The following is a 16,188-nucleotide window of genomic DNA, read 5'->3' on the forward strand; positions in this document are numbered from 1 at the left end:
TTTGTACTATTCATCTGTAAGTTTCAACCCTGATGAGGCAAGGGATTGATTGGTATAGTTGGGTGGAATCAAACAATCCAATCAAAGGGAGGTTGCAGGGAAGATGAGAAACAGAAAATGGATGATGACAGGGTTTGCTCTGTTTATGACCGTGCCTCTGGCACTCGCCGGCTGTGGTGGAAGCGGGGGCGGGAAGCAAGCAGAGGGAGCTATTTCTCCTGGGGCAACTAAGACCAGCAGTGAGCCGATCAAACTTACCCTGTGGGGAGCGGTACCATCCGAGAATGGCCCACAAGAGGTCGTAGACAACTGGAATAAGCAACATCCGGATGTTCAGGTGGAGTATGTGCGGTTCGTCAATGACGATGCTGGGAACCTGAAGCTGGATACAGCTCTCATCTCTAATCAGCCCGTGGACATGTACGTCAACTATGATTTCAGCCTTTACGAGAAGCGGATTAAAGCAGGCAACGCACTTGATTTGGGCAAATTCTCCGATTACAACGTGGACGATAAGATGGGGGAAGGCGCTGCGCTATGGAAAGTAGACGACAAGTATTATGGTCTGCCTACCCAAAAAGGCTTGTCTTTTGTCTGGTTGAACAAGGATATGCTCGATGCAAAAGGACTGCCGGTTCCGACGGATTGGGGGCTGGAAGAGTTCAGAGATTACGCTGCCAAGCTGAAGAGTGACAAGGTATGGGGATTGGCACAGAGCGATTATTACTTCACCGTGCCTATCAACGGGTCCTTACAGAAGCAAAGTTTGCAACTGACCAAAGACGATGGAACTTCCGCTTTTGATAACCCGCTAACGGTCAAGACGCTTCAGGTCTATTCGGACATGATGTTCACCGATAAGAGCCTGATGCCTCATACGGAGCAGATCACTTCGAAGCCTGCCTTGGACCAGATGTTCGTGAAAGGAGAAGCCGCAATGTTGTTCTCCACGAACCAGATCTTCCGCACGACGAATAATATAGCTGAATTTCCCCGGTCGTTCAAGGTGGCAGCGGCACCAGCTCCCAAAGTGAACAAGGATCAGACCGATTATATTAACGCCGGTGGCCTGGGAGATGTGATTTCCATCAATCCGAGCTCCAAGCATCAGGAAGCTGCCTGGAAATTTATACAGTGGTATGCGGATGAAGGGATGCTGCCGATGGCGGCGGGCGGAAGAGTACCTTCCTCCAAGGACTTCCCGGTCGATGAGGCTGTCGCGCTAATGTTCAAAGGTGTGGAAGACACGTATGATCTGGATTCAATCAAACGGGTGATGTTCGGTGATCTGCCGCTGGGTCTGAGCCGTTTGGACCGGAAGACAGGAAGCGAGCAACAAGCTATCTATGACAACGTGTTTTCTCGGAAGCTGACACCTGAAGATGGTGCGAAAGAATTAGCACGGGTGCATAACAAGAATTTGCAGGCGTCATCGAAATAGCTCAACCTGGCCAAGGAGGGGCGGGTGATTCGTACCGTATCCCTCTATACACCGCTAGCTGCCTGATGATGCAAGTTACCCTATTTAGAGAGAAAGGCGGTGACCGATCGTGAGCTGGATGAAGCGACAGAGGCTGATTGGTTATGTGTTTATCGCTCCCAATCTTATCGGAATGACCGTGTTTATGCTCATTCCAGCCCTGTTCTCCTTTTATTTAATGTTTACGGATTGGGTATTCGCTAGTGGGGAAGCCCCGCACTACGTTGGATTGGATAATTTCAGGATGCTGGTGAGAGACGATTTATTCCTAGTATCGGTTAAAAACACCTTGCTGCTACTGATCCCTGTACCGATTTCTATCATGCTTGGGTTTCTGATTGCTGTCATGCTTAATAATCGGACGTATTTTCAAAAGACACTTAGAGCGTTCTTTTTCGCTCCGTATTTTACCAGTGGCATAGCCATTGCTTTCGTCTGGATGGTACTATTTCAGCCTAGTAGTGGTCCGATAAATGCCTTCCTGCACTCCATTGGTATAACTGATCCTCCACAATGGTTTGCTTCCCCGGATACAGCAATGTATGCAGTGCTGATTATGATGACCGCAGGTGGCATTGGCTATAACATGATCATTTATTTAGCTGCCTTGCAGGAATTGTCCGCCGAGCAACTGGAAGCCGCGAAGATAGACGGAGCAACATTTGGGCAACTGCTGCATCTCATTATTTTTCCATTAGTGAGTCCAACGACGTTTTTCTTAATGATTACTGGTTTTATCGGCTCGATCAAGGGATTTGGCATGATTTATGCGATTACCCAAGGCGGGCCGGGCAATAGTACGACGGTTTTCTCGATTTTTGCATATAAAAAAGCCTTCAACTTCTATGAAATGGGGTACGCGTCGGCTGTCTCGTGGACTATGTTCCTGATCATCCTGTGCATCACGCTTATTCAATGGGTTGGTCAGAAAAAATGGGTCCATTACTAACAGAGAGGAGACGCACAATGGCTAGGAGAAATGTAAGAGTAATCAGAACACGGGTGATGAGAACCTTCAATACGATCATCATGGCGCTTGCCAGTCTGCTGCTGCTGTCACCAATGATCTGGATGATCAGCACTTCGTTTAAGAAGCCGAAGGACGTTTTTAACTATCCGATTCAGTGGATTCCGCACGATCCTGTATGGACCAACCATTTTAAGGTTTGGACGACTGGAGACGGATTTTCGCTTTTTTATTTCAATTCCTTGAAAATATCTTTGATTTTGATGATTGGAGCTCCTTTGTTGGCCGCTTTTGCCGCATATGGTTTCAGTCGGATTCCATTTAAGGGAAGGAACGCCATCTTTTTGCTGTATCTGTGTCTGATGATGATTCCACAGCAAGTGTTGTTTGTCCCGAAATTCATCATGTTTGATTGGATGAAAATTTATAATACACATTGGGCGCTCATCCTCCCAGGCTTATTTACGGTATTCGGCGTCTTCATGATTCGGCAATTTTTCATGAGCATTCCCCATGAAATATCGGAAGCGGCTTTCATTGACGGAGCCGGTCATTTCCGGATATTCTTTCAACTGTTTCTGCCGCTATCCAAACCAGTGCTTGCAACCTTCGCAATTATTGATTTTACATGGACGTGGAACGATTACGAGAATTCCTTGATCTTCCTGTTAGACAAAAGATTGTTCACGGTACCGCTAGGCATGCAGAATTTCATGCTGGAAGCGGGAGTGGATTATAACATGATGATGGCTGCCGCTACAGCGGGAGTCGTGCCGCTTCTCATTGTCTTCTTCATGGGCCAAAAGTATATTATTCAAGGCTTCTCAAGCTCTGCCGTCAAAGGATAAACAACGATACGAACAATAGAGATAGACGGAGATTAAAGACGCCTCGGGGTCCATTCAAAATGTTTTATGATAGCGCATACAAAAATGTTTTAGGAGGAATTTCGTCTGTATGAAGAGGATATCGATTGTGATTGTCGTGGTTTTATTGTCCAATCTGGTATTGTTCTACAGTCCTGCGCATGCAGCATCGGATTTCAATCATGTACTGAGTGATTTTGAGCAAGGAGACGATAACTGGATTTTTGCTATGGGGGATTCGCCTGAAGTGAAGGGAAGCTTCAATCGGATCGAATCAGCTGAGAGTTATAACGGAGCCCATATGGGACAAATAAAAGCAGATTTCAGCCTAAGACCAACGGGATCGCCATTTGCATTCATAAAAAAAGAGGTGGATGAGCTAGATATTGAACAACTAACATTCTGGGTCAAAACCTCGGACTTGAAATCACTGCGAATTCGAACGACAGATTCGACAGGGCAAACATTCCAACAGCGCATTACATTGCAAAATACATCGGATTGGCAGCAAGTTGTCGTAAGTCAGATGGGATCGAACACATTTACTTACTGGAATGGAGCAAATGACGGTGTATGGCATAAACCGGCAAACGCCATCACAATCCTTTTCGACCGATTTGATATGAAGAACGCCGCGTTACCGGCCACTATCCTGGTTGACCACATGACGGCTCAGATGGGTGATTGGCAGCCAGAGCTGAAAATTCAGCAAACAGCACTTGGCAATATTTTCCTGGATTCTGAACCGAACGTTTTTATTGTAAGAACAAGCAGACCATCAGTAAGTTGGGCCACATATGATATTTATGGCGCACAGATTACTTCGGGAAGCGAGAGTCCGGTCGCCGGGAAAGCTCAGATCACGGTGCCTTTCAGCAAATTGGGCTATTTTACGCTTGAAGTTACTGCGGAGAGACCCGGCAGTGAACCACTGGTCCGAAGTACAGCTTACGCCGTTGTTTCTTCAGCATTGCCACCCGGTAATGGGGAGTCACCGTTTGGTGTCAGCACGCATTTGAACTGGACTGCCTCCGGATGGAGCAAAGAGCTGAGTAAACTGATCCGTTATATGGGCGCATCCTTCGTTCGGGATGGCATGGAATGGAGCAGCATCGAGAAACAAAAAGGCATCTATACCTTCGCCCCTTCACCGGATGATTATATGCAGAAGCTTGCGGAGAATGATCTTAAGCTGCTTTTTGTGGCGGCATTTAACAACCCATTCTACGATAATAATGCAACACCCTACACGGATATAGGAAGAAGGGGACTTGCGGAATACGCTAAAGCTTATATAGAGCAGTACAAGGATCAGCTCATCGGTTTCAATGTATACAATGAGTTCAATGGCGGGTTCGGCAAAAGGGGCAACAGTCCTGCCAATTCGCAGCCGAACTATTACTTCAATCTGATGAAAGAGACCTATAATGTCGTTAAACCGGTCCATCCGAATGTGCCGGTTGTCGGTATCGTCTCAGGAGGCGTCGACCTGAACTGGATTGAAGGTGTACTGAAAGGCGTAGGAGAAGGCGAGGACAAAAACGCAGGACTGAAATATCTGGATGCTGTCTCTGTACAGACCTATATGGACCCGAACGCACCTGACGACGTATTTGCAAAATTGAAAGGTCTGAAAACCTTGATTAAGCAATACAATAACGGCAATCTGGTACCGATCTGGGTAACAGAATTCGGATCACCGACACACCAATCTGCAAAAGGCGTCGATGAGAAGACCCAGGCCAATTATTTGCCGCGAGGTTTTGTATCGGGATTGAGTCTCGGCGTAGAACGGATGTCTTGGTATGATTTTATGAATGACGGACTTCGAGATGATTATAATGAGGATAATTTCGGACTGGTCCGACATAAGAATGACCCGATGGGGGCCTATACACCGAAGCCGGCCTATGCGAGTTATGCCGCAATGAGCAGACAACTTGCCGGTGCAGTATTTGAGGAAATTGAGCAATTCGGAGATCCGATCAGAAGCAATTTATTCACAAAAGGTGGCGAAAATCTTAGAGTTGTCTGGGCGCAGAGTGACACTCAAGCCGTTATCGAAACGGATAACAACCTAGAAATTACTGATTTTATGGGAAATACAGAAATTTACTCCCCGCATCATGGCAAGATCTATATAACGATAACGGGAGAGCCATTCTATATCAAAGGAAGCATCAACCGGATCGTTACGGACGGCACATTTACAATCGCTGGAGGGCAAACAGCAGTAGGAGATCCGCATGCGTTCAACTTAACGATTAATAACGATGATCTGCCTAACCTGACTATAACAGCGAAGATGGAGGAGAATAACTATCCGATTGAAGCGGTGCAAGGTCAAACAGAAGCGCTTACTCTAAGCATTAACGAGACGCGAGAAGGTTTCCGTTCGGTAATCATTCACTTGTTGGACGAGGCTGGCAACAAGATAGGCAAGCTACAGCATAGCGTTGCAACCGGCGTACCACACAAGGTTACGGTCAGACCTGCGATGCAACAGAAGGAAGGACAGTACAGTCAAACGCTAAATATCGATGTAGAAAACTTCAGAAAGGCCGCCGGTCTTACTGTCGACAGGGTGACTTGGCAGGTTGGGGAACAGTCCGATCAAGAGCTTATCAACACGGTCGTACTCCCAGGCAGCAAACAGCAATTCAGTATCCCGCTTAGTCCGATCGCGCTAGGAGGAGATCAGCCGACGTCCATCCGCGTCGAGTTTGCGGAGCAGGAGCCATACGTCTATAAAGGGAATTTTAGTTTTAATCCGGTCAACCGGGGGACGATTGCGGTCAATGACCATATCGAACCGGAAATTGAAGCTTTGGCGCCTACAATCGATTTGTCGCAGGGTAAGCCTGTCTTGCTCTCCGGCCATAGCGGAACCATTGGCGTGAGCGGTCAAGCCTGGCTTCACTTTGATCAGGATCACCTGTACCTGACGGCCAAAATTAATGATAATGTTCATTCGGCTGCAGCTTCCGATGCTAATATATGGAATAATGACAGCATTCAGTTTGCGTTATCTCCGGGAATTCCGGGTGAGAGCCGGGGATGGTATGAGTATGGCATATCGGATTCGCCTAATGGTCCGCAAGTCTATCGCTGGACGGCGTTGGGGGGATTGCCAGTAGGGCTGGTGCAACATGGTGAAGCATCGGTAACCAGGAATGAGGAACAGAAGCTGACGATTTATAAGCTAGCTCTGCCTTGGTCGGAGCTGACACCGATTGCACCTCAGCATGGAGATGTGATGAGCTTCTCGCTGCTCGTGAATGAGAATGACGGACAGGGACGACGAGGCTGGATCGAATGGGCAAGCGGCATCGGTTCCGAGAAAAGACCGAGTTTATTCCGCTCCATGCAGTGGATGATGCCGACCCAATAAGCAATAAGGAGAAGAACTATGCCACTTGTTGATATGCCGTTAGAACAATTGAAAACCTATGAAGGAACGAATCCACGCCCAGCGGATTTCGATGAATATTGGGAGCGTGCTCTGGCAGAGATGCGGACTGTTGATCAGCAGCTTGAGCTGGTGCCTAGCAGCTTTCAAGTACCCCATGCCGAATGCTTTGACCTGTATTTCACGGGCGTGAAGGGAGCGCGAATTCATGTGAAGTACGTGCGCCCCAAGAATATGGAAACCCCTCATCCGGCTGTCGTTATGTTTCACGGCTATTCCGGCCATGCCGGGGATTGGAGCGAGAAACTGGCTTATGTATCGTTAGGCTTCTCTGTGCTTGCCATGGATTGCCGCGGCCAGGGGGGAACCTCGGAGGATGTAGGAGGGGTAAAGGGAAATACGCATCACGGACATATTATCCGCGGGTTAAATGATCACCCGGATGAACTGCTATTTCGTCACATTTTTTTAGATACTGCACAGCTTGCCGGAATAGCGATGAAGCTGCCTGAAGTCGATCCTGAACGCGTTTACGCTGCAGGGGGATCTCAGGGAGGTGGACTTACGATAGCTTGTGCTGCATTGGAGCCGAGAGTGAAGAAGCTTGCACCGATTTTCCCTTTTCTTAGTGATTACAAGCGTACATGGGACATGGATTTAGATCAAGAAGCTTATGGCGAGCTGCGTACGTATTTTCGCTACTATGATGTGCTTCATCAACGCGAACATGATGTATTTGAGAAGCTCGGCTACATTGACATACAATTTCTAGCTGATCGAATTCGTGGCGAGGTCATGATGAGCGTCGGGCTAATGGATACCATATGCCCGCCATCTACGCAATTTGCAGCATACAATAAAATGAACACGATGAAGCAGCTTGTTATTTATCCTGACTTTGGACATGAGTATTTACCAGGTTCGTCCGACCGGACGATGCAATTTTTCCTGGAGTAATGAATCAGAACGAAATATCAACATTAAATTAATCACCCATAATTACATTTAAACGGTAATATCTAATGGCTTCGTCCTTTGTTTTCAGAGGGCGAAGCCATTAGTGTTTTGGGGATTATAACGGACAGCTCGCTTTAGGCTGTCTTTTGAAAACCAAAATTGAGGTGTTACTTTGTCAAAACGACAGTTCCTTTATAAGATATTGATCCCCTAGCATACACAAAATTGCGAACTAGAACTATTTTTTTATTAGTCAAATTTGTTTTAATTCAGTCTAAATAAGCGCTTACATTAAAGGGCAGCTAAACTTACAATTATGTCTAACCATTTAAATTTGGGAACTTCTCCAGCAACGGCGATGAATTTCACTGTCATAAGCTTTCTTGCAAAGCTAGGTTGAATATTTGAAAGGGGGGGCGTCATGGGGATTACTAGACGAAAAGCAACCGTGATTATTTTGTTTACCACTCTGATTGTTCTTGCTTTACTCGTGTTGAGCTTAACTAACAAAAAGGCGGAGCTACCTGAAGATTGGATATTTACAGTAGATGGATACGCCGTAACAGAGGACGAATTTCAATTTTATGTCAAGGAGCAAAGAGCTATAACGGCAGACTATTTCTTCAGAATTTATGGGGTCCAAGTAGATGAGGGCTTCTGGACACGTCAATACGGAGAAAACCATGAAACCCCAACTGAATACGCCAAAAAATCTGCAATGACTGCATTGCTAAAGACCAAGCAGGAGCAATTTATTGCAGATGAGCGGGGGATCGCCCCTTACAAAAGCTTTGATGAGCTAAAATCCGACATGGAAGATGAAAATGTTAAGCGAGCTAAGATGGAAGATTCAGAAGGGACTTACTATGGATTGCCTCAGTTTGATTTAAATCAATACATGCAATATTTAAGTGGCGCCCGTTGGCCGGATTTGGTAGAAACGCAGGTTAAAAAAACGAAAATGAGCGAAACAGAGTTGCATGTTGAGTATGCATCAAAAAGTGCGGAATATGTTCGTGTTGCAAATGAATTGACGGCTGCGTTAGCGACAGCGGGACAGGCCAAGGAAGAGAAAGTGCTAAACCGTTTGGATATATCCAAAGAAGAAACCGAGTCTCTTAAGTTCTGGGAGTCTTTAGCTGCTGCTTCTGTAGGTGAGACAGTAATCGGTAAATATATGGGCGAGGATGTCGTTGCCACATTAACCACAAAACCGGAAATCACCAAGCTTAAACTGGAAGAAGTGAAAGATTCCATTCTATACGGATCGGCGGAGTCTGACTTGCGAGCGTTAATTGCAAATACGAATAAGTTGAAGATCGTATATAACGGTAATCGATTCAGTGAATTAGTAGTGAACTAGAATAGTTATGTTTTTAAGTTTATAAAAATCTATGTCTATTGAGGCTTCCATAGATGCAGATTTTTTATAAAGTATTAATTTATTAATTTCAAAGGGAGGAAGTTTTGGGATGATACGATCGAAATGGATGCAAAAAGCTTTGTCGATGATTACGGCAACTTCGTTGGTGTTCCCTGGTCTGTTCGGCTTGGCGCCTTCATCTGAAGTGTCAGCTGCGGGAGGGGGCGAATCTTTTGACTCTGTTGTACTAGAATTGACACAAGCGGCAGGTCAGGCAGGCAGGGTGAATCTTACCTATAAAGGTTCGCCTTTAAGCAGTCTCGTGAAAGGACCGGTTATTGACGAGGTTAATTATGATTCCAGCAATGCGAATCTTTTAACTGTTAATAATCAGGGGAACATTACTTTAGCTAGCGGTTATACATTTGCGTTGCCAGGTGCTCCGGGCATCCCGGTGACAATCACGGCCGCGGCGAGTTATTACCATGACTCAGATGTATTATTCATGGAGGATTTCGAGAACAACAATGGTCCAATGACATCAACTGGCAAATTAGGTTCGTCATACACGCTTTCCGATGCTCAGTCCCGTTCTGGAATGAAAGCGATTACACCTTCAAGTGATACGAATAATGAAAATGTAGCCCAAGACGTGGCATTGCCGACAGGTAGCAATTATAAGATGACTGCATGGTATTTTGACCCGTATCCTGATGAGGAGAAGACAGCGACGGATAGAACTCAATTTGCTATTGTAGATGGCAAAAATGCCACCTTTGTCGGGACATTCTATCAAAGTTCAGAGGCTGATGTTATTCATAACCCGACTAGATATACTTGGGCATATGCACCATCATCAGCGGGTACAGCAGGCAACCGTTGGAAAGATAGCGGGGCTTTACGTTCCACAGGCTGGCATAAATTCGAGTGGCTCATTACACCGAATGGTGCGACTTTACAAATAGACGGAACATTAGTATCCGATTCAGCGCAAAGTAATATTTACAAAGCTATGAAGAGCGGTACAACCATTCAGCCTAAAATAGCAGGAGGATGGAACAACCAGTCAGGCAACAAAGCTTATATTAAAAATAAACATCTAATCGACGATTTTTATGTTGTTAAAGATGTAGCTACAACAACAGGAACCAGAACATTAACATTGAATTTGGTACCTCCCGGTGGATTTCCAAATTTAGGAATAATCACTCAGCCAACAGCGGAAAAAGTGAAACAAGGTGAGACAGCAACATTTAGCGTTGCGGCATCAGCCGCTGCTTCAGCATATCAATGGTATGTATCTGACGACGAGTCAGGCTTGAACGGGACAAAAGTCAGCGGAGCTGATAAGGCGCTATTAACGCTTCCCAATGTGGACGCAGCTTCACAACAAGGCAATTTCTATTATAGCGAAGTGTCTTCGGCAGACGGAATTGTGGTGAAATCCAATGCTGTACCGTTGTTGATAACCACCAATACACAGGTGAATGCGCCAATTAACCCGACGCTTGACTCGGACACGGGCATTTATAGTGGCGCTTCCAATTACGGTGACACCCTTGTAACGCTGTTCAAAGACGGTGGACCTGTTGGTTATTATTTATCGAAAAATGGAGGACCCGACCAGCCTAACAATCATGAAAGGCATCATGTTCTGCCCTATGCAAGGGCACTGGGAGTGGGCAACTACACTGTTACAGCCATTGTCATTAATAATGCGGGGGACATCAGTGAAGAAGTTGCAGCATCCGGAATATTAAAGATCGAGAAATTACCTGTACCGGTAAATGTCAGATGGAACGGCACATACGCTACATGGGACCGTGTCGCTAACGCATCTGCCTATTCGGTTCAACTCTTCAGTAATGGAGTGGCTAAAGGAAGCCCGATTGCAGCAACAAGCAATGATGCGGCTTTGTCCCCGACTTTAAATGATACATTTAAAATAAAAGCAAACGGGAACGCAACGTCACGATTCTTAGACTCTGATGAATCAGGAGAGAGTGCACAATATTCAGCCAACATTGCGCTAATTCGCCAGAGCGATACTTTACGGGCTGGAGATAGAACGCGGTTAATCGTTGATACTTCTGATGTGTTTGTTGCTGATAACATCAGCTTCAGCCCGGCAGATCAAGACAAGGATAAGATTGAAGTTGATGATGCCGGATTCGTGACGGTTAAGAAAGGTTATGTTCCGACAGGGAACGAAGAGGTCACTGTTCAAGTGAGCGTTGATTACTTCAATAAGGCTGACACTATGTTTTATGATGGATTTGAAGGGGAGAAGAAATTTTCAAATGGTGCGAACGGATATGTTCACAGCGATGTGATGTCCCGTACCGGAGGAAAGGCTGCAACATCAAGCGGCGCCGGTCAGGTGGCTACTGTTCCAGGTACCTATAATTACACCCCTGCAACCGGTAAGACAACAATCGTTACTGCTTGGTACTATGATGATGGCAGAACGGCTTCCAATGACCACGCTGTCTTTGGTTTAACCCCATCATCCAATGAACATATCGCAATAAATTATGGCAATGGAGATGGCGATTGGGCGGCAAATCTGACCAATTACGCAGTCAGACCCGGTTCATCCGGGAGATTCTATCCTGTAGATGTCAAGCGAAGCGAAGGCTGGCATAAATTCCAATGGTTCGTTACATCAACGGGAACGACCTATAAAATCGATGGACAAGACATTCAAAGGCAATCAACAGATGGCGGCAATTTTGATACCCTAGTTAAGAACAATATTTCCAAGATTGATGCATTGCAGCTTGCTACGAACTGGGGCAACAAGGCTGGAACGATTAAGGATATACAGAACAGGCACTTTATCGATGACGTATATGTTATCGATAGTGGAATAACAGCCCAAACCGGAACATCTTCTATTACGCTAAAGCTCATGCCCAAAGAGTATAGCCACTTAGAAGACAGCACATATGTTATTGGTCTGGACGACTATAATATCACCGTAAATCCTGATTTAGCAGATCTAGCTGGAGTGGAGATCGGCGCTGTAACACTGCAGCGGGATGTGGATTATACGGTTAGCGGTAATGTATTGAAAATTAACAAAGAATCATTCGCAAGAAATAATATCGTGCCAGGAAAATATACCATTAGACTGGATCTGAATCCTGCCGAAATCACATTCGAGTTGAACATTCTACCACTTGAAGTCCGTGATTATTATTTCTCCAATAACGGTGACGATCATTCAGATGGACGCACACCGGCTACGGCATGGAAATCAATCTCCAAGATTAATGAATATGTATTTATGCCAGGTTCAACCATTTATCTGGATGCGAATAGCGTATGGAACGAACAAATCAGACTGCGCGGCGATGGTGAGGAAGGAAATCCGATTACGCTTACAAAATATAATACGACCGACCCTAACCAACGTCCGATAATTAATGGTGGAGGAACAGCGTCAAGCCCATCAGGCATTTCCTTAAACGGTACAATTGAGTTATATGACGTTAACTATTGGGTAGTCAGTGGAATTGAAGTAACGAACATCGGCAATAAAGCAGGTGATGGCCGTTCCGGTATCGCTGTAATGTCACGGATTTCCAAGCTGGGACAAGGTCAGTTTAATATTCAAGATTATGCTGATGCTCGTATGCAAGGCATCGTCATTCGAGATAACTACGTTCATGATGTTAATGGGCTGCACCAAGCAAATGGAGCAAGTAAGGTATCCGGCGGCATCATTATTAATGGTTATGTAGATATATTGGTTGAAGGAAATAAAACCCTTCGCTGCGATAACGAAGGTATTCGTAACAATGCCTACGGACCAAGCAATCCTGGGACGAATAACACAGGCATTACTTGGAGTAACTCAAGCTATCCTTGGGCATCAAACGCTGTGTTTAGAAACAACTGGATTTCTAGTTCGGTTGGAGATGGCATTGTTATGTCCGGCGGGAACAACTCCCTTGTGGAACGAAATGTGGTCACAGACAGCGGATACAGCTATTTAAGCGATAAGAGCGGCAACCTGGTTACGAACTGGGGGCCAAATAATACAACGCCAACATATCTAGGTTCGCAAAACTATGCGGCAGCGTGGATTATGGCAAGTAAAGGCACGATCTTCCGCTATAATGAAGCCGTGGACAACCCTTATCATGCAAGTAATGACGGTATGGCATGGGACATTGACAACTATTGTCAGGACAATGTGTATGAATACAATTACAGCCGAAATAACTATGGCGGTTGGTACTTACAGATGAATGCTGCCAAGGGCAATATCGTTCGCTATAACATTAGCGTGAACGACGGTCGCAGCCCGGATTTTAACAAGAGCTTTAACAGTCTTATATTACTTGCGGGAGGTTCTTCAACGAGCGAGGAATTAAGCGGATTATACTATAACAATGTCATCGTCACACCATTGAAGAATAGCAGTTCGTTAGTATTTGATCCGACGGCCTCTAACTTGCATATTTATTTCCAAAATAATATTTTTGCCTACACTGGGGCAAACAATCAGGTTGGTCTAAAAGGCGGGGGAACATCTGCTTCATTTGCAGCCGGACGTTTTACGAACAACATTGTATATCCGGCTAATCTTTTTGGTAGCATGAACGCAGGCGGAGGCGGGTATCTAGGTGCAGGCGTAACAGCAACTGACAACCGCTATGTATCGGAAGAGGAACTTAACTCTATATTAAATGATTATAAATCTGCGCCGGAACATTGGATTACCAACAGCGGAACAGTTGATGCCAAGCTTGATTACAGTGCGATGAACGGGTTCCGTCTTGCTGACGGTAATAACCTGGCCTATGGTGCAGGTGCCGAGATTGTAAGCCCATATGTGGATCGCGCGAACGCTCTGCCTCATATGACGGAAAGAACAGACTTCTTCGGCAATCCACTTAGCGGCAGAACGCCTTCCATCGGCGCACACAACCCTTATGCGGTAACTTTTGATTCCAACGGTGGCAGCGAAGTGGTGATGAAGTTCGCAGATATGGGCGGGACAATTACCGAGCCAACAGCGCCGACAAAAGAAAACACTGTTTTCGGCGGTTGGTATCAAGATGCAGGATTAAACGATGTCTGGGATTTCGTTGCTGATCCTGTTTCAAGGGATATTGAATTATATGCGAAATGGGTTGAAGACGCAGGTACTGCGCCAACGATTACGACGAAATCGCTTGCGGATGGCAAGGTAGGACAACCTTATTCGGCAGTTCTTACCACTGACAGCGATAAGCCGATCAAATGGGCTGTTGTAGATGGTCAATTGCCATCAGGATTGAGCTTGGATGAAGATGCAGGTGTTATCTCGGGTACACCGGATCAATGGGGTCAATTTACATTCAAAGTTCAAGCTAACAATGACGCAGGCAGTGACTCGAAACCGTTCAATATAGTGATCACTGAAGATGTCTCAGTTGACACAGCTCCGGAGATTATCACTAAGACTTTGCCGAGTGGCAAAGTTGGAGAACCTTATACGGTAACATTAGCGGTATACGGCAGCGAACCGATTACTTGGAAGGTCCAGGGAGGAGATTTGCCAGTAGATTTGAACCTAGATGAAGCAACAGGTGTTATCTCGGGTACGCCTCAAGAGGCAGGATATTACGAATTCACTGTTGGCGCAACTAATGATTTTGGTATAGATAAGCGAGTATTGAGCATCGAGATTAAAGAGGATAAGCCAGTTGATACAGCACCGGAGATTATCACTAAGAATCTGCCAAGCGTCAAAGTTGGAGAACCTTATACGGTAACATTAGCGGTATACGGCGACGAACCGATTACTTGGACAGTGAGAGATAATTATTTACCTGCAGGGTTGAAATTAGAAGGAGCTACGGGTGTTATTTCAGGGGTGCCTACTGAAGCGGGAACATACAAATTCACTGTTACGGCTTCTAACCATGCTGGCATGGATACGATAGAGTTAACTATCGTAATTACTGCAAATAATAACGGCGGAGGATCTGGTGACCAAAGCAGTACGCCGACTCCTTCGCCAGAATCACCGATAGCGGATCTTATTGATGCTACAATCAAAGAGCAGCTGAAGAAAGGCAATTCCCTTGAATTGACGATGTCAGCCGGAAAAGATGAGCTTGAGATTCAAAACGATACGATCGGTGCGATTATTAAAGCCGACAAACCGCTAACTGTTACGAATGACACCGTATCTGTTGAATTGTCCCCTGAATTGTTGAAGCAGTTGAATACAGGCAAGAGAATGAAGGTTGTCATTAAACCTGTAGATGAAAGAGACGGAGCTATAGGGCGGGGATATGAATTAAAGATCTTCGTGGATGGCCGGGAAGTAACGGATTATACAGGGCTTATACCCGTAACCTTCGATCTGTCAAAAGAGAAGTTGTCGACTAACGATATTAGCATGTTATGCGGTGTCATGCTTCGATTAGACGGTAACATGGAACGCTTAGGCGGCAAATATGACCATAAGACAGGTAAATTTACCTTCACGGCAAAAGGACTAGGCTATATCTTTGTTACAACCAAGCCTGAACCTGTGAAATTAGAACTTACTCTAGGTAAGAAAGGGTATAAATTAAACGGAATCGAAATGAGTATGGATGTTGAGTCGATGGTAGTTAAAGGCAGAACTTTAGTGCCACTACGCTTCGTTGCTGAGAGCTTAGGAGCAAATGTAGGCTGGGATAACATTACGAAAACCGTAATGATTACCTTGAAAGGTCAGACTTTGTCCATAGCGATCGGTGAACTTGCACCAGGAATGGATGTTCCAGCTGAACTTGTAAACGGACGTACTATGCTCCCGTTACGCTTCATTGCTGAGTATTTTGGTGCAGATGTATTCTTCAATAATACTACGAAATCCATTAGTATCATGAAGTAGTATTCGCTAACAATAGCAGCTACACACGAAACCCTCTAACATGCACTGCAGCGTCTCATAAAGATTCGTTTCGAGGACGTTGAAAAGGCAATCGCTGAATAATTATGAATATTTCATTTTCAGTTATCATCAAAAAATCTTGATGATAACTGAAGTGCACCCCTTAGAATAGATATTGGATAAACCCCCTGGTTTGTCCGATGAAATTCTAGGGGGTGCATTTTTATGGCGATTAAAGGGTAGAAGTTTAAGACATACTCAAA

The 16,188-nt window shown here is 45.3% G+C and carries 7 protein-coding genes; all 7 read left to right on the forward strand.

Annotated features, from left to right (window positions below):
• Positions 1 to 103: 103 nt before the first annotated feature.
• The 7 genes from MKX60_RS21145 (at position 104) to MKX60_RS21175 (ending at position 15,925) form a co-directional block, all read left to right on the forward strand.
• A complete protein-coding gene (locus tag MKX60_RS21145) occupies positions 104 to 1,441 on the forward strand; it encodes an ABC transporter substrate-binding protein (RefSeq protein WP_076283676.1) in 1,338 nt (445 codons plus the stop codon).
• A gap of 118 nt (positions 1,442 to 1,559) precedes the next feature.
• Entirely contained in the window at positions 1,560 to 2,429 is an 870-nt protein-coding gene (locus tag MKX60_RS21150) for a carbohydrate ABC transporter permease (protein WP_076283800.1), read from the forward strand.
• Positions 2,430 to 2,446: 17 nt separating this feature from the next.
• The gene (locus tag MKX60_RS21155; protein WP_076283675.1) at positions 2,447 to 3,295 is read left to right on the forward strand and encodes a carbohydrate ABC transporter permease; all 849 of its coding nucleotides are present in this window, start codon (positions 2,447 to 2,449) and stop codon (positions 3,293 to 3,295) included.
• A gap of 109 nt (positions 3,296 to 3,404) precedes the next feature.
• Entirely contained in the window at positions 3,405 to 6,704 is a 3,300-nt protein-coding gene (locus MKX60_RS21160; RefSeq protein ID WP_341060875.1) for a sugar-binding protein, read from the forward strand.
• 18 nt (positions 6,705 to 6,722) lie between these two features.
• Positions 6,723 to 7,679: an alpha/beta fold hydrolase gene (locus MKX60_RS21165; RefSeq protein ID WP_341060877.1), complete on the forward strand. Its 957-nt coding sequence runs from the start codon at positions 6,723 to 6,725 to the stop codon at positions 7,677 to 7,679.
• A gap of 421 nt (positions 7,680 to 8,100) precedes the next feature.
• Positions 8,101 to 9,042 (forward strand): hypothetical protein, encoded by a 942-nt coding sequence (locus MKX60_RS21170; RefSeq protein WP_341060879.1) that lies wholly within the window; start codon positions 8,101 to 8,103, stop codon positions 9,040 to 9,042.
• 109 nt (positions 9,043 to 9,151) lie between these two features.
• Positions 9,152 to 15,925, forward strand: coding sequence for a stalk domain-containing protein (locus MKX60_RS21175; protein WP_341060882.1), 6,774 nt, complete (start codon positions 9,152 to 9,154; stop codon positions 15,923 to 15,925).
• The last annotated feature ends 263 nt before the right edge of the window (positions 15,926 to 16,188 follow it).

Origin of the sequence: Paenibacillus sp. FSL R5-0914, assembly GCF_038004525.1 — a bacterium.
Taxonomy (GTDB): Bacteria; Bacillota; Bacilli; order Paenibacillales; family Paenibacillaceae; genus Paenibacillus_AQ.

Coding starts and splice junctions, on each gene's coding strand:
- MKX60_RS21170 (WP_341060879.1), top strand. CDS start 8,101: ATGGGGATTACTAGACGAAAAGCAACCGTGATTATTTTGTTTACCACT.
- MKX60_RS21145 (WP_076283676.1), top strand. CDS start 104: ATGAGAAACAGAAAATGGATGATGACAGGGTTTGCTCTGTTTATGACC.
- MKX60_RS21155 (WP_076283675.1), top strand. CDS start 2,447: ATGGCTAGGAGAAATGTAAGAGTAATCAGAACACGGGTGATGAGAACC.
- MKX60_RS21160 (WP_341060875.1), top strand. CDS start 3,405: ATGAAGAGGATATCGATTGTGATTGTCGTGGTTTTATTGTCCAATCTG.
- MKX60_RS21175 (WP_341060882.1), top strand. CDS start 9,152: ATGATACGATCGAAATGGATGCAAAAAGCTTTGTCGATGATTACGGCA.
- MKX60_RS21165 (WP_341060877.1), top strand. CDS start 6,723: ATGCCACTTGTTGATATGCCGTTAGAACAATTGAAAACCTATGAAGGA.
- MKX60_RS21150 (WP_076283800.1), top strand. CDS start 1,560: ATGAAGCGACAGAGGCTGATTGGTTATGTGTTTATCGCTCCCAATCTT.